This is a genomic window from Fictibacillus phosphorivorans (assembly GCF_007673525.1).
Classification (GTDB): domain Bacteria; phylum Bacillota; class Bacilli; order Bacillales; family Fictibacillaceae; genus Fictibacillus; species Fictibacillus phosphorivorans_C.
This window is the reverse complement of record NZ_VDZU01000001.1, coordinates 2,863,022-2,886,598: the sequence shown is the minus strand read 5'-3', so window position 1 is coordinate 2,886,598 and position 23,577 is coordinate 2,863,022. Positions and strand designations below refer to the sequence as shown.

26 protein-coding genes are annotated in these 23,577 nt (G+C 37.3%); 18 read left to right on the top strand and 8 right to left on the bottom strand.

The annotated features are described in order from the left end of the window. Positions 1-81: 81 nt before the first annotated feature. Both FS458_RS14475 and FS458_RS14470 read left to right on the top strand, forming a co-directional pair. Positions 82-1,539, top strand: coding sequence for a protein adenylyltransferase SelO (locus FS458_RS14475; protein WP_144701681.1), 1,458 nt, complete (start codon positions 82-84; stop codon positions 1,537-1,539). Between the two features lie 223 nt (positions 1,540-1,762). Beyond that, on the top strand, positions 1,763-3,709 hold the full coding sequence (locus FS458_RS14470; protein ID WP_144701678.1) for an LTA synthase family protein: 1,947 nt from the start codon (positions 1,763-1,765) through the stop codon (positions 3,707-3,709). Positions 3,710-4,128: 419 nt separating this feature from the next. Here the strand turns inward: FS458_RS14470 and FS458_RS14465 are convergent, their stop codons facing one another. Together FS458_RS14465 and FS458_RS14460 are read right to left on the bottom strand one after the other, a co-directional pair. Further along, a complete protein-coding gene (locus FS458_RS14465) occupies positions 4,129-4,815 on the bottom strand; it encodes a DUF1796 family putative cysteine peptidase (protein WP_144701675.1) in 687 nt (228 codons plus the stop codon). A gap of 73 nt (positions 4,816-4,888) precedes the next feature. Continuing rightward, the gene (locus tag FS458_RS14460) at positions 4,889-5,317 is read right to left on the bottom strand and encodes a hypothetical protein (RefSeq protein ID WP_137790116.1); all 429 of its coding nucleotides are present in this window, start codon (positions 5,315-5,317) and stop codon (positions 4,889-4,891) included. Positions 5,318-5,487: 170 nt separating this feature from the next. Here FS458_RS14460 and FS458_RS14455 point away from each other — a divergent pair, with 170 nt between their 5' ends. The 3 genes from FS458_RS14455 (at position 5,488) to pheA (ending at position 7,973) form a co-directional block, all read left to right on the top strand. Continuing rightward, on the top strand, positions 5,488-6,018 hold the full coding sequence (locus FS458_RS14455) for an RNA polymerase sigma factor (RefSeq protein WP_144701672.1): 531 nt from the start codon (positions 5,488-5,490) through the stop codon (positions 6,016-6,018). Beyond that, positions 5,999-7,060, top strand: coding sequence for a hypothetical protein (locus FS458_RS14450; protein WP_144701669.1), 1,062 nt, complete (start codon positions 5,999-6,001; stop codon positions 7,058-7,060). Before FS458_RS14455 ends, FS458_RS14450 begins: the two co-directional genes overlap by 20 nt. 88 nt (positions 7,061-7,148) lie before the next feature. Further along, positions 7,149-7,973 carry a prephenate dehydratase gene (gene pheA / locus FS458_RS14445; RefSeq protein ID WP_144701666.1) on the top strand — a complete coding sequence of 275 codons (825 nt, stop codon included), beginning with the start codon at positions 7,149-7,151 and terminating at the stop codon, positions 7,971-7,973. A gap of 46 nt (positions 7,974-8,019) precedes the next feature. Here the strand turns inward: pheA and FS458_RS14440 are convergent, their stop codons facing one another. Further along, positions 8,020-8,286 carry a hypothetical protein gene (locus FS458_RS14440; protein WP_144701663.1) on the bottom strand — a complete coding sequence of 89 codons (267 nt, stop codon included), beginning with the start codon at positions 8,284-8,286 and terminating at the stop codon, positions 8,020-8,022. A gap of 78 nt (positions 8,287-8,364) precedes the next feature. Here FS458_RS14440 and FS458_RS14435 point away from each other — a divergent pair, with 78 nt between their 5' ends. From FS458_RS14435 to FS458_RS14425, 3 genes are all read left to right on the top strand, one after another. Beyond that, the gene (locus FS458_RS14435) at positions 8,365-9,117 is read left to right on the top strand and encodes a hypothetical protein (RefSeq protein ID WP_260858654.1); all 753 of its coding nucleotides are present in this window, start codon (positions 8,365-8,367) and stop codon (positions 9,115-9,117) included. Positions 9,118-9,235: 118 nt separating this feature from the next. Next, positions 9,236-9,718 (top strand): NUDIX hydrolase, encoded by a 483-nt coding sequence (locus tag FS458_RS14430; protein ID WP_144701660.1) that lies wholly within the window; start codon positions 9,236-9,238, stop codon positions 9,716-9,718. A 63-nt stretch (positions 9,719-9,781) separates the two neighbouring features. Then, positions 9,782-10,249, top strand: coding sequence for a hypothetical protein (locus tag FS458_RS14425; protein ID WP_144701657.1), 468 nt, complete (start codon positions 9,782-9,784; stop codon positions 10,247-10,249). Between the two features lie 95 nt (positions 10,250-10,344). Here FS458_RS14425 and FS458_RS14420 read toward each other — a convergent pair whose 3' ends face one another. Further along, complete coding sequence (locus tag FS458_RS14420) at positions 10,345-10,998, bottom strand: DsbA family oxidoreductase (protein WP_260858774.1); 654 nt, start codon at positions 10,996-10,998, stop codon at positions 10,345-10,347. Between the two features lie 257 nt (positions 10,999-11,255). Between FS458_RS14420 and FS458_RS14415 the strand changes: the two genes are divergently transcribed. The 3 genes from FS458_RS14415 (at position 11,256) to FS458_RS14405 (ending at position 13,773) form a co-directional block, all read left to right on the top strand. Further along, a complete protein-coding gene (locus FS458_RS14415; RefSeq protein ID WP_144701654.1) occupies positions 11,256-12,374 on the top strand; it encodes a sensor histidine kinase in 1,119 nt (372 codons plus the stop codon). After that, a complete protein-coding gene (locus tag FS458_RS14410) occupies positions 12,352-13,044 on the top strand; it encodes a response regulator transcription factor (RefSeq protein WP_144701651.1) in 693 nt (230 codons plus the stop codon). The genes FS458_RS14415 and FS458_RS14410 overlap by 23 nt, the downstream gene beginning before the upstream one ends. 225 nt (positions 13,045-13,269) lie before the next feature. Next, positions 13,270-13,773 (top strand): hypothetical protein, encoded by a 504-nt coding sequence (locus tag FS458_RS14405; protein ID WP_144701648.1) that lies wholly within the window; start codon positions 13,270-13,272, stop codon positions 13,771-13,773. A gap of 447 nt (positions 13,774-14,220) precedes the next feature. On the opposite strand, the gene FS458_RS14400 is transcribed toward FS458_RS14405, so the two are convergent. Beyond that, the gene (locus tag FS458_RS14400; protein WP_144701645.1) at positions 14,221-15,213 is read right to left on the bottom strand and encodes a Gfo/Idh/MocA family protein; all 993 of its coding nucleotides are present in this window, start codon (positions 15,211-15,213) and stop codon (positions 14,221-14,223) included. Positions 15,214-15,390: 177 nt separating this feature from the next. On the opposite strand from FS458_RS14400, the gene FS458_RS20785 reads away from it, so the two are divergent. Next, a complete protein-coding gene (locus FS458_RS20785; RefSeq protein WP_171005500.1) occupies positions 15,391-15,534 on the top strand; it encodes a hypothetical protein in 144 nt (47 codons plus the stop codon). Between the two features lie 68 nt (positions 15,535-15,602). On the opposite strand, the gene FS458_RS14395 is transcribed toward FS458_RS20785, so the two are convergent. Next, positions 15,603-16,289 carry a CPBP family intramembrane glutamic endopeptidase gene (locus FS458_RS14395; protein ID WP_144701642.1) on the bottom strand — a complete coding sequence of 229 codons (687 nt, stop codon included), beginning with the start codon at positions 16,287-16,289 and terminating at the stop codon, positions 15,603-15,605. Positions 16,290-16,378: 89 nt separating this feature from the next. On the opposite strand from FS458_RS14395, the gene FS458_RS14390 reads away from it, so the two are divergent. The 4 genes from FS458_RS14390 (at position 16,379) to FS458_RS14370 (ending at position 18,945) form a co-directional block, all read left to right on the top strand. After that, a complete protein-coding gene (locus FS458_RS14390) occupies positions 16,379-17,128 on the top strand; it encodes a MerR family transcriptional regulator (RefSeq protein WP_144701639.1) in 750 nt (249 codons plus the stop codon). A gap of 98 nt (positions 17,129-17,226) precedes the next feature. After that, complete coding sequence (locus tag FS458_RS14385) at positions 17,227-17,712, top strand: hypothetical protein (protein ID WP_144701636.1); 486 nt, start codon at positions 17,227-17,229, stop codon at positions 17,710-17,712. Positions 17,713-17,992: 280 nt separating this feature from the next. Further along, positions 17,993-18,562 carry a GNAT family N-acetyltransferase gene (locus FS458_RS14375; RefSeq protein WP_260858652.1) on the top strand — a complete coding sequence of 190 codons (570 nt, stop codon included), beginning with the start codon at positions 17,993-17,995 and terminating at the stop codon, positions 18,560-18,562. Positions 18,563-18,579: 17 nt separating this feature from the next. After that, positions 18,580-18,945: a hypothetical protein gene (locus tag FS458_RS14370; RefSeq protein ID WP_144701630.1), complete on the top strand. Its 366-nt coding sequence runs from the start codon at positions 18,580-18,582 to the stop codon at positions 18,943-18,945. Here FS458_RS14370 and FS458_RS14365 read toward each other — a convergent pair. Then, positions 18,938-19,816, bottom strand: a complete 879-nt coding sequence (locus tag FS458_RS14365) for a nuclease-related domain-containing protein (RefSeq protein WP_186320566.1) — start codon at positions 19,814-19,816, stop codon at positions 18,938-18,940. The two genes, FS458_RS14370 and FS458_RS14365, sit on opposite strands and share 8 nt — an antisense overlap. A gap of 396 nt (positions 19,817-20,212) precedes the next feature. Between FS458_RS14365 and FS458_RS14360 the strand changes: the two genes are divergently transcribed. Together FS458_RS14360 and FS458_RS14355 are read left to right on the top strand one after the other, a co-directional pair. Next, positions 20,213-20,371: a DUF3934 family protein gene (locus tag FS458_RS14360; protein ID WP_144701624.1), complete on the top strand. Its 159-nt coding sequence runs from the start codon at positions 20,213-20,215 to the stop codon at positions 20,369-20,371. Positions 20,372-20,500: 129 nt separating this feature from the next. Beyond that, positions 20,501-20,905 (top strand): hypothetical protein, encoded by a 405-nt coding sequence (locus tag FS458_RS14355; protein ID WP_186320565.1) that lies wholly within the window; start codon positions 20,501-20,503, stop codon positions 20,903-20,905. A 39-nt stretch (positions 20,906-20,944) separates the two neighbouring features. Here the strand turns inward: FS458_RS14355 and cphA are convergent, their stop codons facing one another. Continuing rightward, positions 20,945-23,572, bottom strand: coding sequence for a cyanophycin synthetase (gene cphA / locus FS458_RS14350; protein ID WP_144701621.1), 2,628 nt, complete (start codon positions 23,570-23,572; stop codon positions 20,945-20,947). Positions 23,573-23,577: the final 5 nt, after the last annotated feature.

Here is a 23,577-nt window from a genome sequence, read left to right as displayed (position 1 = left end):
TAACAAACAAGGACAGGTCTAGTATGTTAAGGTGGAACTAGAAATCAAGGATTTAATCATATAAAAGAAGGTGTGCTTCTCATGACGAAAGTAACAGGCTGGAATTTAGATAACAGTTATGCTGAACTACCAGATAAATTTTTCTCAATCATTGACCCAAACCCAGTAGTTTCACCAAAATTAGTTGTGCTCAATGAATCGGTGGCTTCGTCTCTTGGATTGAACGTAGAATTTCTTCGAGATGAAGATGCTGTAAACGTATTTGCAGGCAACATGCTTCCAGAAGGCGGTTCTTCCTTAGCACAAGCATATGCAGGACATCAGTTTGGTTATTTTAATATGTTAGGTGATGGACGAGCATTAATGGTGGGAGAGCAGATCACTCCTGATGGAAAACGTTATGACATTCAACTAAAAGGTTCGGGAAGAACTCCCTATTCTAGAGGAGGAGACGGACGGGCAGCTCTTGGTCCAATGCTTCGTGAATATATTGTGAGTGAAGCGATGCACGCTCTAGGAATTCCAACGACTCGAAGTCTGGCAGTTGTAACGACAGGTGAATCGATCATGCGTGAAAACACTCTTCCAGGGGCTATCATGACGCGGGTAGCGGCAAGCCATCTACGAGTAGGTACGTTTGAGTTTGCTTCAAAATGGGGAACACTCGATGAATTGAAAGAGTTAGCAGATTATAGTATAAAGCGTCATTATCCTGAAGTGGAAAGTGATGAAAATCAATATTTGAATCTCCTCAAAAAAGTGATCGAACAACAAGCGTACTTAATTTCGAAGTGGCAGCTCGTTGGTTTCATCCACGGCGTTATGAACACCGACAACATGACCATCAGCGGAGAAACGATCGATTATGGCCCATGTGCATTCATGGACAAATATGATCCACTGACTGTTTTCAGTTCAATTGATAGAGAGGGCCGTTATGCATACGCTAACCAGCCCCGAATTGCCGGTTGGAATCTAGCCCGATTTGCTGAAACATTATTGCCATTCTTACACGATGAACAAGAAAAGGCAGTTGAATTGGCACAAGAAGTTTTATATGGATTTTCTGATCTGTATCATGCTAACTATTTTAGAGGAATGCGATCAAAGCTTGGACTATATAATGAAGAGAAAGAAGATCAATCTCTTATAGAAGAATTACTTTCACTCATGGCTCATCATAAAGCAGACTATACGAATACATTCCGTTCCTTAACGCTTGGCAACAAAGATTGTTCGGATCTTTTTGAAGCGGAAGATTTTAAGACTTGGCATCAAAAGTGGGAAGAAAGAAAAACGAGACAACCAAAGTCCAAGGAAGAAACATTGCAGTTGATGCGAAACAATAATCCATCCATCATTCCAAGAAATCATAGAGTTGAAGAGGCTATTCAAGCAGCTGAAAATGGTGATTACAGCGTACTGGAAAGACTTCATCATGTCTTATCTATGCCTTACGATTATTTACCAGATCAAGAAGAATACACGCAACTACCACCTGAAACAGAAGGACCGTACCGAACATTTTGTGGGACATGATCACATAAAAATAAATGAAGAACATATAGATAAAAAGCTGCTCAGAAGAGTAGCTTTTTCTGATATCCATAATATCCCATGGAAAAAGAGGAAGGTATGTTTCGTTGACTTTTTAGTTAATAAGATGTACTATTTTTTATATTGTTTTCCACGATCGTATTGAAAAAGAACTGAAATTAAACTAGAATGATAGATTGGTTACCGAAACTTTAGAGGTGAGAGAATGATTAACCAAAAACAAATATTGAACAAACATATGGGATTTTTCCTGCTTACAGTTGTTTTAGTTTGGATTAAATCTTATGCCGCTTATAAAACGGAATTTAATCTGGGAGTCGAAGGTGGATTTCAAGAATTCATCCTGTTTATCAACCCAATTGGCTCAGCACTCTTATTTGTAGGATTTGCCTTGTTTGCAAAAGGTAGAAAATCATACGTTTGGATGATTATCATCAATACGGCAATGACCTTAATGTTATTTGCAAATATGCTTTATTACCGTTTTTTCACAGATTTTATCACGCTGCCAACTTTAACGCAGACAAAAAATGCTGGAACGATCGGAAACAGTATTGGAGCACTTTTCAATCCGTATGACATACTGTTCTTTCTAGATATCGTTGTACTGTTAGTATTAGTTTTAACAAAGAAAATTAATCCAGAACCAATCAGAGTAAAACGAAAAAGTATCTTAACGGTTGGTCTAGCTGCAGTTATTGCATTATCTGCAAACTTGTTGTTAGCTGAAATGGATCGTCCGCAACTGTTGACTAGAACGTTTGACCGAAACTATATTGTAAAATATTTAGGAATGTATAACTACACGCTCTATGACGCGGTATTAAGCTCGAAATCATCTGCTCAGCGTGCACTTGCAGATACAGATGATGTTACAGAAGTGGAGAACTATGTGAAGGCTAATTATGCTGAACCGAATCCGGAATATTTCGGAAAAGCAAAAGGCATGAACGTTATCTATCTTCACTTAGAGTCGCTGCAAAATTTTGCGATTAATTACAAATTGAACGGACAAGAAGTAACACCTTTCTTAAACTCGTTAACACAAGATAAAAACACGTTGTATTTTAACAATTTTTATCATCAAACATCACAAGGTAAAACAGCTGATGCTGAGTTTATGATCGAGAACTCGTTATATGGATTACCGCAAGGAACAGCGTTTACTACAAAAGGTGAGAACACTTATCAAGCTGCACCAGCCATTATGGAACAACAAGGCTATTCGACAGCTGTGTTCCATGGTAACTACAAGTCGTTCTGGAATCGAGATGTGATCTATAAGCGCTTTGGTTATCAAAAGTTCTTTGATGCAGAACATTATGATATGAACGAAGAAGACGTAGAAAACTATGGTCTAAAAGATAAACCGTTCTTTGAAGAATCTATGCCGATGCTGAAATCGTTAAAACAGCCGTTCTACTCTAAATTCATTACACTATCAAACCATTTCCCATATCCGATTACAGAAGAGGAAGCTACAATCGAGCCTCACACAACAGGAGATGGAACGGTAGACCGTTATTTCCAAACGGCAAGATATATGGACGAAGCTCTTCAACAGTTCTTTACTGACTTAAAAGAGGCTGGACTATACGATAATACGATGGTCGTTATGTATGGTGACCATTATGGAATCGCTGAAACGCGTAATAAATCAATGGCAAAAGTACTCGGAAAAGAAATCACACCTTTTGAGAACACACAACTTCAAAAGGTACCATTGTTCATTCATGCACCAGGATTAAAGGGTGGAACCATTGATAAAGTTGGAGGTCAGATCGATATTCGTCCAACGCTTATGCATTTGTTAGGAATGGATACAAAAGAGTACATTCAATTCGGTACTGATCTGTTATCTAAAAATCATGACCAAGTACTACCGTTGCGTAATGGTGATTTTGTTTCGCCTACTGTAACAGGAATTGATGGTAAATATTACGACTCTAAAACCGGGGAGCCTGTAAAGGAAACAAAAGAAATTAAAGCCCTCGAAAAAGAAGCAGAGACGAAGTTGGACCTATCTGACCGAACCGTTTATGGAGACTTATTACGATTCCATAAAGTAAAAGGGTTCAAGCCAGTTGATCCTTCTAAGTACGATTACAACATTAAAGAAGAAGAAAAACCTAAAAGTGAAACAAACGAGTAACACAAAAAAGCCGTCCAGATGATCTGGACGGCTTTTTTAGTTTAAAAAGACAAAAAAACTCAACTTGTATAAATGTTGAGCTTCGCTTGTTGATCAGTCTTAAATTTCTTCTAGTTTTTCACCCAAAAGCTGAATGTCACGTACCAACTTTTTCTTGTGCTTTTCACATTTGCAGCATTTATATTCTTCAAATAAGAGGCCTAATTTTTTTATAATTTTTATCGCGATTTGTTCATCACACATCTTTTAAAACATCCTAATCTAGTTATATTATCCTATATAAGAGCGTAGCACAGGATGATTCACTAGGAAACCTTCTGCTGTAAACTTTTTATTACATTTTATAAATATAATAAGAAAAACATCTAATAAGTGCTGGCAGATGTCTGAAATTTAATTGGCACCCCGGTAATGTTTGATTAATCTTCTATTGAGATACCATGTAATAAGTAATCCCAAGTATCATTATCTGTAATAGGGTCTGTTCTTACAGGTACATAAATAACACATACATGTTTCATACCCCAATCTACTTCTGTATGTTCCTCAACCTTATCTGTAGGATATATCATTAGAATATTGAAATTACCTTTTACACAATTAGATAATACCATCTCTAATTCAGCGGTTTCTTTTTTCAGTTGATCTTCATCGATATCAATAACAGACCATCTAATAAATAATAGGGAAGAGCTCTTTCTAAACCACTCGTACATCCTCTGCACCCGCTGCTTGATGGTACGTTTAAAGCTTAGATAGTTTAACATCCAATGCTGTCCTGTAACGATAGGGAAATCATGGACGGATATAACGTTATATTTAAGGTCCTTGATGAAGTGGGAATGAGAACCTGTTGTAACTCCTTGATCAGCCAACACAAAACCAGGTTTATAAGAATGAATCTTTTGCATATTTCTAAACTTCATGTATCTTTTAAATTTGGTTCTCATAAGCTCATTGATCCTAGCTAAAGAGTGAGAGCAAACCCAATCAAAAGGAAAAGCAGTCTTTCTTAAAGAATGTCTTCTATGATGAATACCAGGACCGCATTCACTTCCAAGACTAATGACTGCACTGATTGTTTTTTTTATATCCTGTAACTTCATATGTGCACCTCTTGTTTCAATACATATCACTCTTTAAAAAAACAACCTCCATCAAGAAGGTTGTTTTCTTTTATTAATCGCTTACCGCAACCCCTGAGAAGCTTTCAGGTCCTACACGGACAACGCCCACTAAACTTACTGAAATATAAGCTGAATATGTTTGTTGAATATCTGCAGGAGGGTTAAAGTCAAGAGCGTTAAATGCAAAAGTTTGTGGCCCTAAGATGTTTAGGTCCATATTTTCACTCGCGGAATAAACTAGAGGAGAGTTAGGGCTTGTACCTCTTACGACTTGAATCGTAATGGTTGTAACAGCGGGAAGTAGAGGAAGCTGTAATGAAACGGCACCTTGTAAGAGAACTCTGATATTGGGGCCAGCACCAACAGTACCTAGACCAATTCTTCCAAATAATTGTGGAGCACCTGCTACAGTAATAGGTTGGGCAATTGAGTTAGAATAACTTGCATTTTGACTTGTTCTTAAATCAAGAAATTTAGCCAAGTAATCACCTCCCCTCTGTTTCAATATATGGTTCTTGGTGAAAATGGCTTGTACAACAGTACAAAAAAATAAAAATTTGAACGTTGGGTTGAAAATGTTCTGTCCTAGTGAAAGGAGTTTCCTATTTAAACGTCTAATACATGAGAGGCTCTAGAAGAGGGAGTGAAGCGATGAAAAAGGAAGAACGAATTAAACAGTGGTTTACTTTGTATCACAATGATATTTATAACTTTCTCATTTATTATTTAGGCACAAAAGATGTTGAAGATATGGTTCAAGAAGCATTTGTTAAAGGTTTTAAATATATCGATCAATTTGAACAACGTGCTGATCCGAAAACATGGCTTATTTCTATTGCAAGGAATATTGCGATTGATCACATTCGGAAAACAAAACGACAATATGCTCTTGTGAATCAACTAAAAAGTATTTTTTCTGAAAAAAGTAAACTTCCTCACGACTGGGTGTTGGAGGACGAACGAAAAAAGGAGTTATATGAAGCGATTACTGAGTTGAAGGCTTCCTATAGAGATGTCGTCATTTTAAGGGGTATTTTAGATTTTACCCCTGAAGAAACGTCTCACATTTTGAAATGGAAAATAGACAAAGTGAATCTTACTTATTATCGCTCAGTTCAATCTTTAAAGAAAAAGCTTACGTCTGAAAAGTGGAGTGATTATATTGACGCGATTAACCGATGAAGAAGTTATCATGGAACTTAAAAATTTTAAATCATATAAGATGAATAGCAATCAGCTACAATCTATAGAAAACGAGTTAAACCAGTTGTCTTCTGAAAATACATCATCAACTTTTATTTTTCGTTTTTATAAACCACTCTTAAGCATGATCGTTCTGCTTCTATTTCTGGTAAGTGGAAGTTACTTTGCAATGAATCAAACTAACGAAAATACTGGGAAATATACCACAGGGTCCGGGATATTCTTGCATGGGGATGAATCTTTTAAAATGAAGAACAGTGATGATTTTATTATGAAAAGAAACAAAGATGGGTCTATGTTCTTTATGGCTGACGGAAAAAAAGTTGGTGGGATTGAGCCGTTAACAGAAGATGAAAAAATGAAAAGTATTCAAACTCAAAATCCATTTGTTAGTCAAGATTTAGAAGGGTTTCGGTACTCAGGAACATATAATCTAGATCATCAAAAAACGATGGATGTTGTACAAATTCACCATTATTACTTTAAGTCACCACATAGTAAGTTGAATTATCATGTTTACTTTTACACACCTTTTTTTAATGGAGATACGGCAGCTGAGTTAGCTTATTCATTTAAGATCTATAATGACGGTAAACTCCTTCAGGGAAGTGATGAAAATTGGAAACTTTCAACCGAATTTGCAACACCTACCTTTGAAGTCTTAGTAGGAAAAAAAGATAAAATCGGAATAGCTGGTCCGCCATTCATAGCTGGGAAAACAGATAAGTTTCTATGGCATTTCTTTGGAAGTCATAATGAAATAGAAATATTAACAAGAGGTGACTTTAAGATAATGGCTACGAACAAGGACAGTGGGGAACATGAAAGAGTTCTTGTTCAAAATTCGGGAATGGTTTGGTCATACAAATTTCAAAAAGACAGTCCTTTGAGTCCTATAGAAAAAGTGGGATCCATTCATTCTATTCCGGTAAATATGAAATTCAGTAACTCTGGGATTTATCGACTAGACACATATTTTGGTGGGGAAAGGTTCGACAGTATCGTCGTTGAAGTCAAATAAGCCAATACTTTTAGTGAAAAAAGGTTGGTGTACGTCCTTAATCGTTGTATACTGATATGAAAAACTAAAGGCAGGCGTTATCACAGTCATGAAAGTAGCATATCTAGGTCCACAGGGAAGTTTCTCAGAAGAAGCTGCCTTTCGTTATTTTGCAGATTACGAAAATGAATGGCATAAATGTGATTCTATTGTTGATGTACTTGAAGCCGTAGAAGAGGGTATAGCAGATAAAGGAATTGTACCGATCGAAAATTCAATTGAAGGTACGATCAATATTACGGCTGACGGATTGTTGAGACATGATCTCTTTGTGGAAGCGGAAATTATTTTCCCAGTCTCTTTGCACCTTCTTGCATTAAAGGGAGCTCATTTAGAAGAGATACGGGAAGTATGGTCAATCGTTCCTGCTCTCGCTCAGTGTCGAGATTTTATTCGAGAAGCAAAAGTGAAAAGTAAGCATTACGATAGCACTTCTGCAGCTGCACAAGCTGTTAACAATCAAGAAAGAAAAGATGTTGCTGCCATTGCATCCAAATATGCTGCAGAGGTCTTTGATCTCGAAATCGTCAAAAGTGGAATTCAAGACAACAGCAATAATCATACTCGTTTTGTTGTGATCAGCAAAGAGAATGCGGAAATTCACCCCAAGAACTCAAAAACGATGTTGTTGATTTCGCCAACATCAGATTATTCTGGTGTCCTTTCATCCATCTTGAACGTATTTACAGCGTTATCTATCAACTTAACGTGGATTGAATCAAGACCTACGAAAAAGCAGCTTGGGACGTATCATTTTTTTGTAGAAGCTCAAAATGGTCTTCATGAAGAGAAAATGAACAAAGCTATTACGATATTAGAAGCATTCGGACATGATGTACGTGTGTTGGGAAGCTATAGAACAACAAGGCTATAAATGATAAGAGCTTCGAAAAAAGTCGGAGCTCTTTTTATTATGTCTCTCATTTGGTTTTCAACAATAGTACGATGCAGAAAAGCATAGAGATCCCTACGACAAGCCATGTGTAAATCAACGAAAGTCCGAGCGCTAAAGGTGTGCTAAGGTTGCTTTGAGGAGTATTCAAACCTGCAATAATAAGTGGTAATGCACTAATTAAATAGAGAAGTATAGTAGAAATTACATTTTTAGAAGTGCGTTTTCTAAGAAAGAGAATAAGTCCAAATGAGGTTAATAAGAAAAGTTCACTGACAATAATTACGCTTTCCATCTCATATCCTCCTTAAAAAGTTAGACGATGATATACTTAACTGTAAATATATAGTATGAGTGTTAGGGGGGATTTTAGGTGTATTCATCACATCCTATTCTTAAAACGTGGAAGAAGTTCGATTCTTTTCCTATGGAAACCTTAACGAAGGCTTGGTACTTCCATAAAGGTACGACGAAGAAACAAAGAGACGTCTCGTTGATGAAAGAACATAGAATGCAATACGGAAATACGGGCAATTGTTTTGATCTTGCACTCTGGTTGTTGGACGAATTCAAAAATGATGGAATAACAGCCTTTCCAATCGGCTCTATGTTTCATTCAGATGAAGCACATGTTGCGGTTGTGGCGTTAGATGAAAAGGGTAATCGGTATCTGTGTGATTTAGGCGATCAGTGGCTGCAACCCATCCTCGTTGAAACCAATAATGAAGATTATTCGAATGAAAAGTTAAAGGGATTCTTTCCTGCGGCTGAAATCCAAGTTCAATCAAGAGGTCAGAATCATATCGAGATCCTTTATCATAGACCGAATGGCAAGATCTCAAACCAATTATTTGATTTAACTCCGATTGAGAGGAATGTCTTCTTACAAGGAGCAGAGTACTCGCAGAATCACGTTTATCCAAAACCTCTCTTTGAATGCAGAGTGCCTTATAAGAATGAGACTGCGCACTGGGAGTTCTTTAATTGGGAAAGCTTTTTAAGTACGAGTGAAGGCTTACATGATGGTGATCAAACAGATTCAATCGAACATTGGGTGAACATGATCCATGAGAAAAGCGGCTACCAAAAAGAATTTTTATATGAAGCTTTGAGAAAGTATAAATAAGCCTTAGAAAGTAGTGAATCTATCATCAACCTATCACCAATCGATCATGGGAATATCTTCTAATTCTCCTTATGATGGAGTAGGATATATTAACCTATTCTATTGGAGGTTTTCAAAAATGATAATGCCAACTCATATTGTAGCAGTGGCAGGTTATGTGGAAGATGGTAAAGGGAATGTGTTGTTAGTTAAAACCATACATAATGGCTGGGTTTTTCCTGGCGGTCAGGTGGAAGCAGGAGAAAACTTAATTGACGCTTTGGTTCGTGAAACAAAGGAAGAGAGCGGTATTGATATTACCGTTTCACATTTATCTGGAGTATACTCGAACACAGCTCAATATAAGTGGCATGATGGAGTCACGAACGTGCCAACGAAGGTTATGTTTGATTTTGTATGTAAGCCGATTGGCGGGGAACTAACGGTGTCAGATGAAACGACAGATAGCCGTTGGGTGCCAAAAGACGATGTATTAGGTATGTTAACGGGTGAAGCTTATCTGACTCGCTATAGTGATTATTTAAACAATGCAGGAAAAGTAATCTATAAGGAATATGTGACAAAACCTAATTTTGAATTGAAGGTCGAGAGAAGCGTGTAAATCTTTATTGTGGTTCAGATGTAAAGGAATTAACAATATTAAGCGTTTTAGGGGATAAGTTTGATGATAGGAATAAGTATAGCAACAAAGTGGGAATATGAAGCGACCTTAGAATATTTCCGCATAAAAAAGGATGAATGTTTCAATTATCCTTATGGCGAGTATTTCATGAGAACAATTAATGATTCTGAACTTGTTTTTTATAGTACAGGTGTAAGAAAAGTAAACGGTGTTGGTGGTAATCAGTATATGATTTCAAAATTTAACTTAACGAAGGTAATCGTAGCTGGAACATGTGCAGGAATAGATGATACTTTCACTAATTTAGATATCTTCGTACCCCATAAAGCCGTTCAATGCAAAAAGAATGATGTTGAATGTATAATAATCAAAGGAATATCTGATTTTCCAACAGATGAGAGAAACTCTGATAAATTCAAATCAAACAAGGAACAGATTAGTGTTTATTTAGAAAACACGCCCAAAGTTATGAACAAAATATTTGGCGACTATTTAAAGAGATTTATATAAATAAATTTTGGAATTATGGCTATAGTTAAAAAAAACGCAGAGGATGCTAATACCTCTGCGTTTTTCTTTATGCGATTTGCCTTAATATATGTCTGCTATTTCTCAGGAATTTCACAGCCATCATCGTCACAGCTCATTCCATCTTCATTGTTTAGAAAAGTGATTTTGTTTTCAGATATGATCTTATTTAGTGCTTGTACAAAAACATCAGTAGGCTGTGCACCAGTAAGCGCATATTTTTTGTCGATGAGATAGAAGGGTACGCCTGTTACTCCATAAGCTTTAGCTGTTTCTTCATCATCTCTAACCTCATCTGCCATCTCATCACTTGAAAGCATCTGTAATACAGCTTCTCTATTTAAACCAACATCTTCGGCAAGATCTGCTAATGTTTCATGATTCCCAATATGTTTGGATTCTGTAAAAAAGGCGTATAAAATGCGTTCTGTCATCTCCTGCATCTTACCTTCTTTTTTAGCGTACATCGTCAAACGGTGAGCGTCAAAGGTATTGGTTAAAATCATCGTATCCATGTGATACTCTAGTCCAGATTCCTTCGCCATTTGTATCACGTTTTGCGTGTTTGCTTTAGCAGCATCTATACTCATGCCATATTTTTTAGATAGTTTTTCATAGATGTTTTCGTTAACGTCACGTTCCATCGTTGGATCCAGTTCAAAGCAGCGATACGTTACTTCAACAGGATGATTAAGCTTTTTAATAGCGTCCTCCAGACGCTTTTTGCCAATATAGCAGAATGGTCAAGCAAAGTCTGTCCACATTTCAATGTGCAACATCGTAAATCCCTCCATTTGGTTCATGTCTATCATAGTATAAAAGGAAACTGTATATTTTACACGTGGTTTGATTTCGGATTGACAATATTTCTATTCAAAAACTCTAATGTTTTTTGAATCACTCATGATTTTGTATATTTTGGTTATATAATAGGAGTGATTCTTCAAATTATTTGGACTGTACGTTTAGTGTTCAACAGGAGGAAGTCATGTCTATAAAGAAACGCCTTATCGCCTCAAATGTTGCTATGATCGTTTTTCCGATCGTGTTATTTCTATTGCTTGAACTTGTAATCGCAACCCTTATCTTTTCGGGGATGAATGGCACACCTGTTAAAAAGGACTCACAATGGTTTATGAGCTTAAGGTTCATTGGACTTCTTTTTATTCTGATCCTAACGAACGGAATCCTTACCTATATGGTTTCAAAAACGATACTTAAGCCGATTCGTATTCTTACAAAAGCGGCAGAAGAAATAAGCAATGGAAATTTAGATCATGAGATTGTATCCGTAAATAAAGATGAGCTGGGAAAACTATCTGAAACGTTTGAGAGTATGAGACTTCAGCTGAAAAAAGCAAGAGAGGAAAGAGACCTTTACGAGAATAACCGAAAAGAATTTGTTGCGAGTATCTCACATGATTTGAAAACTCCGCTCACATCAATAAAAGGTTACATAAATGGTGTATTAGATGGAATCCCAGATAACCCAAAGACGAAACAAATGTACTTAAAGACCGCTTATCAAAAAGCGGAGGATATGGATCACCTCATAAATGAGCTTTTTCTATATTCAAAATTAGATTTTGAACAATTTTCATTTCAATTTGAACCGGTTTCATTAGATAACTTTTTAGCAGATTATCTTCAGGAACTTCAATACGACCCTTACTTTAAAGATGTAGAGTTCACGTTTCAATCAGAGACGAGTGAGAACAATTCGGTCATGGCTGATCGGCTAAGTTTAGGTAGAATCATTGATAATATTTTACAAAATAGCTTGAAGTATAGTGACAAAAAAGAGAGAAAGATTTCAGTTTACCTTCAGTATGAATCCGATACTGTACTTGTGAAAATTGAGGATAATGGTAAAGGGATACCTAAAGAATCTTTGCCTCGCATTTTTGAAAGCTTTTACCGCGCAGATCCATCTCGGAACAAAGCAACGGGTGGAAGTGGTTTAGGACTGGCTATTGTGAAGAAACTTGTTGAAGGACATGGTGGAGATATTTGGGCTGAAAGCGAAGAAGGAAAAGGTACTTCTATCTATTTTACTTTAAAAAAACGAAAAGAAGGGAACAGCAATGCCAAACGTATTAATCATTGAAGACGAAACGAGCATCGCGAAGCTGGAACAGGATTACCTGAAATTCAACGGAATCGAGAGCGACATTGCCGAAACAGGTGATGAAGGATTAAGAATGGCTCTTGAAGGATCTTATGATCTGATCTTACTTGATCTCATGCTGCCAGGTGTAGATGGTTTCGAACTTTGCACCCAGTTACGTGAAAAATTGGAGATTCCGATCTTAATGGTAACCGCAAGAAAAAACGATATTGATAAAATGCGTGGCTTTGACCGTGGAGCAGATGACTATATCGTTAAGCCCTTTAACACCAATGAATTGGTAGCCAGGGTGAAAGCCCACATCTCACGTTACAAGCGTCTCACCAAACTTGATGAGAAACAGGACATTATTATAATAAAAGGTCTAGAAATCCATTTGAATTCCCGACAGGTTCTTATTTATGGGATTGAGAAAAAATTAGCTGTAAAAGAATTCGACCTGCTAAAATTCCTTGTGACCAACCCAAACATCGTCTTTAGTAAAGAGCACCTATTTGACCAAATATGGGGACTTGAATCGATGGGAGATACGTCGACGGTAACGGTTCACATAAGAAAGCTAAGAGAGAAAATCGAAGAAAATCCAGCCAAGCCACAATATATCGAGACCGTTTGGGGAGTGGGATACCGATTCAGAAATGGCATGTAGAAATGAAGGTATTCTTGACCCTTCATCGATAACTTGTTTGCGCGATGATTTTCGACGTAGAAACAAGTTCAAGATGATAGTATTTGTGCAGCTAAGGCTGCATTTCTTTATGGATGGATTTAAGAAATTCTTAAGAATTAGCTAATAAAAACTTTAGTTTTCCTGTTTATGATAACTCCAGTAAGAAGGTTGAACACAAAACATTTACCAAAGGGGTTATCATTCATGAAGAAAAACATTACGTTTGTATCGATATTATCTCATCTTTGGGTGCAGTGGATCATGTTAGGAAGTATGCTCGTAAATACGTTTTTGTTATATCCTAATATCTTTTATAATGTACCAAAATCACTTGAAACGGCTATGGAATTTATGGAAGTAGCAAGCCCGCACACGTATTTTCCTCCGATCGGCATGGCAAGTATCTCAACAGGAATCCTGGCTTTATTTTTAGGATGGAAAGTAAAACCGGCAAGAAAATGGATTTTTTGGAGCATGATGATGATCGTGATTGAAGGTGCTATTTCAATTGTATTTGAATGGCCACGTAACGAAATTATGTTTATCGAAGGAACAGACGTTCATTCAGTAGCGTTCTTAAAAGAAACAGCGAAAGAGTTTGTCTTGATTCACAGTATTCGCGTTATCACGAATATCGTTGGCTCCATTTTAATTTTTGTTGGGTTTATGAAGTATTACAAATATCGTTTGTTGGAGAAGAAGAACTGAATCAAAAAAAGCTCGGATCTATTTGATCCGGGCTTAATTCGGATTTGTGGGCATTTGGCGTGAACGGAACAACAAAAGGGATTCATATCCGGAAGAACAGAAATCTACAGCTATTGTGATTAAGCCACCAAGTTTGTCTGGCTCAAGTTCAACTTCTTCTAGTTAGCCGAAACCTTGCCCCATTACACGCACTACCTTCTAAAGCAAAATTCGATCAAAACTGTAAGCAGTTGCGTAAAGCATATCCAAAAGGTGTTCCATTCATTCATCCTGCTTACATCTAAGCACCCTTGATACAAAAATAACTTAGCGTGTGAAGGTGAAAATTTTAAAGAATACTTAGGCATACAAATGCTACGACCATTATAAAGGTTTCTTAAATTAAATAAGGTTGTATAAAAACGACCAGATTATAATCTATTCGTTAGTTATTATAGTTCTCGCCTATTAATCGTTTTTATTATCTGCTGGATAAATCAACCCCACTTGCTTGCGGGCTTCGTCCATAATCTTCATCACAGTTAGTGAATTTGCATGTGAATTCACTTTAGACTCAAGTTCACCACGTTCGATCAGATCGATAAACTCTTTCGCTTCGTAATACATCTTCGGTTTATCTTGTTCAACTGTGATGTTCTCTGTACGACCATCTCGATATCGAATCTGGATGTTTGTCATATCCTGTATATGATCGATCAGAATACTTCCGTTTTCACCTTGGATTTCTGACGGGACGTAAGAGTTAGAGATCTTAGAGTACATCACAACTGCTTCACTCTCTCCATAGTTTAAAAGAATACTTCCTTCACCATCTACGCCAGATTCGAGCAGGTAGGCGTTTGCTTTAACCTCGCGAGGCTCTCCAAAAAGAACGACCATCGGGTATAAACAATAAATTCCGATATCCATCAATGAACCATTTGAGAACTCCGGTTTAAAAGCGTTAAGGATCGTGCCTTCCTTATACTTATCATAACGAGATGAGTACTGACAGGAGTTTGCAAAATAACGGCGAACTTTACCGATCTTATGAAGGTTCTCTTGAATGCTTCTAAAGTTCGGCATCACGGTTGAACGCATAGCTTCCATGAGCAACACATTGTTTTCCTTAGCAACAGCTATCATTTTTTCTACTTCTTTTGCATTCGATGCAATAGGCTTTTCACAGATTACATGTTTGCCATGGTTCATGAGTGTTATCGCATACTCTGCGTGAAATGAGTTTGGGCTAGCAATATACACCGCGTCAATTTCATTACTAGCAGCCATCTTTTCTAAATCAGTAAACGTATGGATTGCACCATGCTTCTCAGCAAATTCTTTTGCTTTTTCTTCTGTACGTGAATAGACAGCATTCAGTGTAAAACCATTTACTTCTCTTGCAGCAGCAATAAAGCTCTCTGTGATCCAATTTGTTCCAATAACTCCAAATTTCAAGATGATTCATCCTTTCACAATCGGTAGCATAGCCCGATGCTTTTCATAGTATGTATTCTACTCCTATAGTCATGTTTTAGACAAATAATGAGGACTGTCGCACTATTTTTGTAGAAAAAGGTTTCTTGATATAACATCCAGGGTAAATAGAAGTTAAAACCTGGTAAGGAGGGATGAGTTATGCTTACTATGACCAATCATAACCAGCAAACGATAAAGCCTTTAGATATGCCAGTATCACGATACGTGCTTAAAGAACAATCAGTAGCAGATCAAGAGAAACGCAAGCCTGAATTTGAATTAACGTCGTTGAATCCAAAATAAAAGAAGCCATACATGAAAAAAGCGAAGATCTTAGGGAATCTTCGCTTTTTTTGTTTGATTTTAAAATATCACGCTAAAACAGACAATGAGATTCCAATTCCATTTACAATACCATGAATGATAATCGCTGGAATAATAGAGCCTGTCTTCTCATACACCCAGCAAAAAACCAGGCCAGAAGCAAAGTTTACAGGCAGCGTATTATACGTAGGGATATGAACGATCATGAAAATGAACGAGCTGAAAATCATTGCTTTTCTAATACCCCATCTTCTGAACCACGTATACAAAAAACCCCGGTAAAAAATCTCTTCATAAATAGGGGAAACAACTGCTGCTGATAAAAAGCCTATCAGAAATGTAAAGGGTGTAAGGCCAGATTTTAGACTGTCTGTTTTAGCATTATTTGTTCCTATTGAAAGCACATCCATTACTACGACAAGGGCAATACTTATGAAAATGAGAAGGATCGTCCATAGCATTATCGTTTTCCACATATTTTTTCTAAGTGGATTAAGACCAACTGCATGCCAACCTAACTGATTTGGTTTTAATGCGATCCAATACACACCTGTTGTAAAAACGATCGCCATGAAAAAACCAGTTAACGTCCCCGCGTATAAAGTGTTATCTAACAAATGTATCAACTGATCGTATAGGATGTTCTCCAAAAGAATGGGTACACCAACTAAACAAAGACTTAATAATAGTATAAGTTCACGAATGTTCCATTTTCTCTCTGTTGTAACGTTCATCTTATTGTTCCTCCTGATTAACTTGTTATAATATGTTAATTGTAAGCGGTGACGTAACGTAACCTGCAAGAGAAAAAGGAGAAAAAATAATGAACCTATTTTCAACAGGAGAGGTTTCAAAGCAATATGGCGTTTCCGTAAGGACTCTGCGGTATTATGACCAAATTGGTCTACTTTTACCGAGTATAAAGAGTGATAGCGGCACAAGAATGTATACGAAGGAAGATCTTCAACTATTAGAAAAGATTACACTCTTGAAATCTTTGTCTCTACCTTTAACAGAAATTAAAAAAATAATAGGTGAAGTAACGATAAAAGATATTCTTGTAGCTCAGAAAAAAGATGTTCAGACTCAGCTGAATCAGCTTCAATCAGCGTCTGAAAAAATAAATACACTCCTACATATCCTAGAGCTTCAGGGAGAGTTGGATTGGGAGCATATCCTTTCCCTCGTTCAAGCAAATGAAGATACAAAGATGGCTGAGAGAATTCAAACCTGGGAAAAGTTCTTCTCTGATAATGAGAGACAGATGCTTCAAACCTCCCTCCCAAAACTTGAGGATGCAAGTACAGCAAAATGGGTGAACATCATAAAACGAATAGAGATCTGTTTGCAAAACAAAAGAGAACCATCGTCCGACGATGGTCATTTGATCGCTTCAGATGTATTACTCTTATCGCATGAAATGTTTCAGGGAGACACCGAGTTAGAGGAAAAATTCTGGACCGCTAGAAAATCAGAAACTTCATCACAATCATTGAATTTATATCCTGTTAGCAGCGAAGTCTTAGAGTTTTTGGATAGAGCTATTATCAGTTATCAAACGATTAACCTATGACCAAAGTTTTATAAAAATGTAAAACTTTGGTTTGATAACCTGTGGGTAAAGGGTATCAAGAAATAGACTCCAAAATTATCCATGAGGTGAAAGAAAATATGAAAAAGTTATTGGTGATGGTAGTAGCGCTAAGTGTAATCGTTTTAGGTGGTTGTAACATGTTGATCGAAGATGATTTTAATACGTATTTGGATGATCGCAATAAACTTATAAAGAAAGATATGGAATTATCTAAAAAAGTGGAAACTGACTTTGAAAAAATGTTACAAGACCCTACTGCGAAAGAAGAACTAGAGAACACAATTGCCGATTATGAAGCATTGGCAAAAGAAGCTGAAGGAATAAGCTTGAATGAATTAGACGATTTAAAGAAATCACAAGATCTTTTTGTGAAAAATATAAAGACTAGAGCAGAAGCAATGAAATTAAGTTTAACTGCAATAGAAGAACAAGATGTAGAATTAGATGAAAAGTCGTATACAATGCTTGAGGAAGCAGAAAAAATGAGCGAAAAAAGTCAGAGTGAATTAGAGAAGTTTGCGGAAGACAACAACTTTACATTAGAAGAAACAGACTTAAAATAATTGGGTTTGAGGAGCTGAACATACTCAGCTCTTTTTTAATTCTGTAATAAATTCTGGAAATAAAAAGGGTATTACAGGTAGACTAGAGAATGTGTAGGGTGGTCTTGATGGATTGTAAGGTAAGGTTAAGTTAAGGGGCTGTAGTAATGAACGTTCATATAATGTTTGGAGAATCTTCGGCTGGCGCGATGAAAAGGATGCTAAGTAAGGAAAAAAGCCAGGAACATGTTATAGGGTTTCCTTGCCAAAAAGGTTCTTAAATAAGAAACGGAGAGAATGTATGATGAATCAAATTGTGGAAACAAATGTTAAATTAACAGGAGACAATATCTATATTAGGTTATTGACCGTTGAGGATGCAGAGGATATGGTGAATCTTCAATTAGAGAACAGAAAATTCTTTAGTCAGTTTGCAATGGAACGCAGCGATGATTTTTACTCCCTTGAAAATCAGCAGAAACGAATTCAGATGTTAGTAGAGAATGCTAAACAAGATTTAGATTACTATTTTGGTATTTTTACAAAAGATGAAGAGGTTTTGATCGGAACAATCAATCTGTTCGCAGTGATGCGCGGTTCGATTCAAAGTGCCTTTGTCGGTTACTTTTTAGATGAAAAGCACAATGGAAAAGGCTATACGACAGAAGCTGTACGTTTGATCGTAAAATACGCATTTGATGAACTTAAACTTCATCGAGTAGAAGCGGGTGTGATGCCGCACAACGTTGGTTCTATTCGAGTGTTAGAAAAAGCTGGTTTTGAGAAAGAAGGGCTAGCTCGTAAAAACGTGAAGATTAATGGAAAGTGGGAAGACCATCAACAAATGGCTATCATCAATCCTGCTGATTGATGAAGAGAAGGCTGGTTGTGCTTTTACTTATGATGAGTTTAGCTGGCTCTAACGAGAATGAAAAGCTGATCCGTGTTGATTATCAACTAAGTGAGATGCGAACGGGTGATGATGGAATCATAACAGATGAGGATCAAGTGAAATCAATTGGTGCACAATTAGAAAGAGTGAATTGGGAAAATGCAAAAGTGGAGATAGCAAGAAAAGAAGATTTGACGTTAACCCTTTTCTATCTGTATGATCCGAACATGCCTGAGAGATTGGAAGAATATAAAATTTGGTTTCATAACGATATGGATGCGGTAATCGTGGATTTAAATGAGCATAAGTACGGGAAACTGAGTAGGGAAGATGCTGAAAAGTTAAAGAAGCAGACTAAGTGATGAGGGAGTCTAGCTGATAGGTTCTAGTCCTGCGGGATGTACCAGTGTATGGAAGATTTAGTGAGTTGAGCAGGTAGTATGCTTGCATACTTGTTGATAAATGTAAAAAATCTTTACATTCTTTATTTGTTATATCCGTTGAAATGATAAGAGCGTAATCCCTCAGTGCTCCAACATGTGCAGTCTTAGAGGTATGAAAACAGACTGCGCACTCCCAGTTTGCATTTATCCGATTCATTTGTGTGTTACATTTGGAGCAAAGCACCCCTGTTATCAACTCACTTTTATCAATTCCATAATAGCTTAGGATATCGGGATTATATGGTTCGTTTAACTTCATCAATAATCTTTTGATCTTTTTCCTTTCTTTCATCAAAAGCACATCCTTTTTATAATGAGCATTGAATTCTTCATACTTACTAAGTAACATCGGGCTTTTAATTACTAACTTTAATGCATTTTTATATGTCTCTGAACTATCTACAAAAGTTCGTGGATTAGTAATAACAACTAACGTTTCAATGGGGATCCTGGGGATCTTGTGCTGTTCTAGCACCTGAGTTAAATGGAAAGATTGTCTTTTTACTTGTTGAATAGGGTCTTCAAATATTTCTCTTCCTTTACTAGAAATCCGAATGAGTTGTCCATATTTATCATCAAAGAACAAATCTCCTATATAGTTTTTTATCTCTAACAGAATTATAAATTTTGAAGTTATAATAAGTGTATCAACCTGAAAGAAGAATTCCATGTGCTTAATTCGAATGTTATGGATAATATCGGCCTCTTGTTTTGGCAGATATCGATAAAAATACTGTAGGGACTTTTCACCGTTATGCCCAGCAATATATTTTGCCAGATTTCCTTCCAATTTCGAACGTTCTGGATGACAGCTTTGCAATCTGTTAATGACTGCACCGAGTTTTTGTATGACGTAGGGGGTAAGCGGTTGTTTTTTTATGGAAAGACCTCCTTTCAACTTATGGACTTAATATAGGATGCATGATCTGGTGCTGCAAAAAAGCATTTTCTGAATAACCGAAGCACAAAATATCAAGAATCAAATAATTTCTTAGGAGAATCACATAAAAATTGACACTCATCACATAAAAAATAGGGATTATCACATAAAAAATGGCATACATCACATAATTTTATTATTCAGAGCTCCTACTACTTTCTAAGGAACTATCCCCACCGCCGGTAATGTAGTATAATTCAAATTACTGCTTGAAATAAGCACAAGAACGGTCATGGAGTGATAAGAATGAGTAAAGCAAAAGGCAAGAAAAGCGGCGTTGGGCAAGGAACGGGGAAAAAGGGATGGAACCGTTGGAAATCCAGCAGTAAGAAAAAAGGTCCAAAGCCTTATGTGAGTAAAGGTAAGAATAAACCAGAGAACCAAAGTGGAACAGAAAACAATTAATAAAAATAGAACAGCCAAAAGCTGTGAATGAGCCATCTACTACTAAAGTTAGGTGGTTTTTATTTTGGAATAAATCACTCAAATCTACCATAAGATGAACTATTCATTGGTAAATGGGAGGGACAAGCTTTGGCTACACAAAATACGAATTACACCATTTCAGAAGATTTGATCATAAAATACAACAAGCTTAACGAGAAGAAAAAAGAGGTTGAGAAAGAATTAGATGAACTAAAAAAAGTCTTTCATATTTATTTTGATCACTTAGTTGGTCAAAATGAGAAAGGCGAAGTTACAGTAAACAACTTCAAGCTCCAGCGCCAGATCCGAAAATCTGAAAAGCTTCATGAAGAAAAGACAGTGAGTCGCCTTACTGAATTAAATATGACAGATCTCATTCTTCATGTACCAAAACCGGATGAAGAAAAAGTAAAGTCTGCCATTATGCTAGGGTTATTAAGTGAAGGTGATTTGGAAGGATGCTTGATTAAGAGTGCTTCACAAGCGATTGTTGTTAAAACGCTTAAAGCATAAAAGGGAAAAAGCAGCTCCCAAAAGGGGAACTGCTTTTTCTTATTCTGCTTTCTGCAGTACGCCAACAGCTTTTGAATTTCTAATTTTCTGCAGGATACCTTGAATAGACGTGTATTCGTCATAGAGGAAGACAAGTGTGTCACCAGGCTCGGAGCACTCCCAAGCTTGGATCAATGCTTCGGCTTCCTTAGGATATACAGAAACGGATGTAATGCCTTCAGCTTCTTTTACCCCCATATAAAGGTGATGAACCGTTTCACCTGGAATTCGTCCCCTTAGGTTTACATCTTCTTTTATAATAAAAATATCTGAGTGAGTACCAAATATTCGACCCATCTCTTGTATCGTTTGGTCTTGTCTGTCTCCAGCTGCTGAACCCACTGTTATCACGCGACCACTCTTTAGATGATCCACCGTTTCAAAGAGTGCCTTCAAACCAGCAGGGTTATGCGCATAATCCACCACAATCGTACGATCATGTATGTTTAAAACGTTGAAGCGTCCTCTGTTTTGATTTTCCGAAGAGAGAAAAGTGATCACTTTACTTCTTAATTCTGACAAAGGTCTTCCTAATGAATGAGCGGCAGCGAGAGCGCCAAGGACATTCGCGATATTATGTCGGGCAGCACCATTAATCGTAATCGGAATGTGTGATACTGGAAGAAATCTTTCTGATTTACCATTCTCGTTGAATACAACCCAGTCATCTTCTAGATACCAAACTTTTAATCCTTGCTTTAACTGATCTTGAATAACTGGATTCATTACCGAAAGGGAGAAGAAGATTACTTCGCCATTCGTATGATTCGCCATATCCACACACCGTGAATCGTCAGCGTTCAATACACATGTACCTTCTGGAAGAACAACTTCAGCAACCGTCTGCTTCAGTTTTTTTAAATCTTCTAATGTTTCTACGCCATTCAACCCAAGATGATCTTCACTAACGTTGGTTACGATTCCAACGTCACAATAGCGAAACGCAAGGCCTTCACGCAACATCCCACCGCGAGCAGTCTCTAACACAGCGATATCTACAGAAGGATGAGCCAGAACTTTGCGCGCACTTCTTGGTCCGCTGCAATCTCCTGCGTCCAGTTGCTGATCACCTACCCAAACACCATCAGAACACGTATATCCAACCGTTATGTTTTCTTTCTGTAAAAGATGTGAAACAAGACGAGTGGTTGTCGTTTTACCGTTTGTGCCTGTTACCGCAACAACAGGTACCGCAGCTTCCTCACGAGAAGCAAACAGATAGTCGACGATGGCTCCACCTGCATCTCTCTTTTTCCCTTGCGATGGATGAAGATGCATACGGATGCCAGGAGCTGCATTCACTTCAAGAATGGCAGCTTCACCTTCAACAAAAGGAACCGTAACATCTGGCGACAGAATATCAATTCCTGCAATATCAAGACCAACTGCTTCTGCCGCTTCAATAGCCATGTTACGATAATCAGGATGAACATCATCTGTCACATCGATTGCCGAACCGCCTGTAGACAGGTTTGCGTTACCTAATACTTCTAAAGATTCTCCTTTGTTTAATACGGATTGAAGGGAATAGCCACTTTTCTCAAGATGAACGACCGTACGTTCATCTAAAGGAATCTTGCTCATCGCTTTTTCATGACCATCACCACGTAATGGATTTAAGTTTTCTTCATCAATGAGTTCAGCTATCGTCTTATAGCCGTCACCGATTACAAATGGCGGAAGACGAAGACTTGCTGCAACTAACTCTTTATTTACGACGAAAAAACGGTAATCATTGCCTGCATAATATCGTTCTAGAATATATGAAGTACCTTCGCTGAACACACAGCGGAAAGCAGCAATTAAGTCAGTGTCATTTTGAATATTTGTTATGATGTTCTGTCCCTGTCTGCCATTAAGCGGTTTAATGACAAGCGGGTAACCAATATTTTCAGCTGACTGAAGCAGCTCATATTCATTGGAAACAACATCACCTTTAGGAACTGGGAGACCAGCACCTCTTACTAATGTTTTGGTCATATCTTTATCACAAGAATTTTCTACTGCTAAATAAGACGTTTGGGAGGATATGGTCGCCTGGACCGATTTTTGCTTTTTACCCGTTCCAATTCTTAAATAGCTGTTTGTTCCGATACGTTCTACTGGAATCTTTCTTTTTCGTGCAGCTTCATAGATGGCTTCCGTACTCGGACCTAGTTTATGTAGATGATACAGGTCAGAGGTATGGGTGATGTAAGAATCAGCACTAATTTGTCTCCCATCTAAGATAGCGGTTACAATTTCAAGAGCAGCTTCAAATGCGTAAAATCCTGATTTTGGTTCCCTATAATCATACGTTACAAAGTAAATTCCTTTTCGTTCACTTGTAATCGTTTTGCCACGTTTGACTGAGATGCCAGCAAGATGTTGGATCTCAAGTGCAATATGCTCTAAAATATGTCCAATCCATGTTCCTTCATGAAGGCGTTCTACGAATCCACCTGCATAACCCCTTGAACAAGTATGTGTGTGAAGGGAAGGGATGACTTTTAATAATGTATCTATAAACCCGGGTATTGTGTTAGAGGGTTTTTCTTCGAATTCTTCTATATCAAGCTCAATCCATATAGTAGGTTTAAAGCTGTAAAGGTTCGGTCCCGTTAAGTAATTGACGCGGTTGATTTTCATTAAGA

Bases quoted from the DNA above. Each gene is read 5' to 3' on its own strand.
- FS458_RS14475 (WP_144701681.1), top strand. From the start codon at position 82: ATGACGAAAGTAACAGGCTGGAATTTAGATAACAGTTATGCTGAACTA.
- FS458_RS14470 (WP_144701678.1), top strand. From the start codon at position 1,763: ATGATTAACCAAAAACAAATATTGAACAAACATATGGGATTTTTCCTG.
- FS458_RS14465 (WP_144701675.1), bottom strand. From the start codon at position 4,815: ATGAAGTTACAGGATATAAAAAAAACAATCAGTGCAGTCATTAGTCTT.
- FS458_RS14455 (WP_144701672.1), top strand. From the start codon at position 5,488: ATGAAAAAGGAAGAACGAATTAAACAGTGGTTTACTTTGTATCACAAT.
- pheA (WP_144701666.1), top strand. From the start codon at position 7,149: ATGAAAGTAGCATATCTAGGTCCACAGGGAAGTTTCTCAGAAGAAGCT.
- FS458_RS14440 (WP_144701663.1), bottom strand. From the start codon at position 8,286: ATGGAAAGCGTAATTATTGTCAGTGAACTTTTCTTATTAACCTCATTT.
- FS458_RS14430 (WP_144701660.1), top strand. From the start codon at position 9,236: ATGATAATGCCAACTCATATTGTAGCAGTGGCAGGTTATGTGGAAGAT.
- FS458_RS14425 (WP_144701657.1), top strand. From the start codon at position 9,782: ATGATAGGAATAAGTATAGCAACAAAGTGGGAATATGAAGCGACCTTA.
- FS458_RS14415 (WP_144701654.1), top strand. From the start codon at position 11,256: ATGTCTATAAAGAAACGCCTTATCGCCTCAAATGTTGCTATGATCGTT.
- FS458_RS14410 (WP_144701651.1), top strand. From the start codon at position 12,352: ATGCCAAACGTATTAATCATTGAAGACGAAACGAGCATCGCGAAGCTG.
- FS458_RS14405 (WP_144701648.1), top strand. From the start codon at position 13,270: ATGAAGAAAAACATTACGTTTGTATCGATATTATCTCATCTTTGGGTG.
- FS458_RS20785 (WP_171005500.1), top strand. From the start codon at position 15,391: ATGCTTACTATGACCAATCATAACCAGCAAACGATAAAGCCTTTAGAT.
- FS458_RS14395 (WP_144701642.1), bottom strand. From the start codon at position 16,289: ATGAACGTTACAACAGAGAGAAAATGGAACATTCGTGAACTTATACTA.
- FS458_RS14390 (WP_144701639.1), top strand. From the start codon at position 16,379: ATGAACCTATTTTCAACAGGAGAGGTTTCAAAGCAATATGGCGTTTCC.
- FS458_RS14385 (WP_144701636.1), top strand. From the start codon at position 17,227: ATGAAAAAGTTATTGGTGATGGTAGTAGCGCTAAGTGTAATCGTTTTA.
- FS458_RS14375 (WP_260858652.1), top strand. From the start codon at position 17,993: ATGATGAATCAAATTGTGGAAACAAATGTTAAATTAACAGGAGACAAT.
- FS458_RS14360 (WP_144701624.1), top strand. From the start codon at position 20,213: ATGAGTAAAGCAAAAGGCAAGAAAAGCGGCGTTGGGCAAGGAACGGGG.
- cphA (WP_144701621.1), bottom strand. From the start codon at position 23,572: ATGAAAATCAACCGCGTCAATTACTTAACGGGACCGAACCTTTACAGC.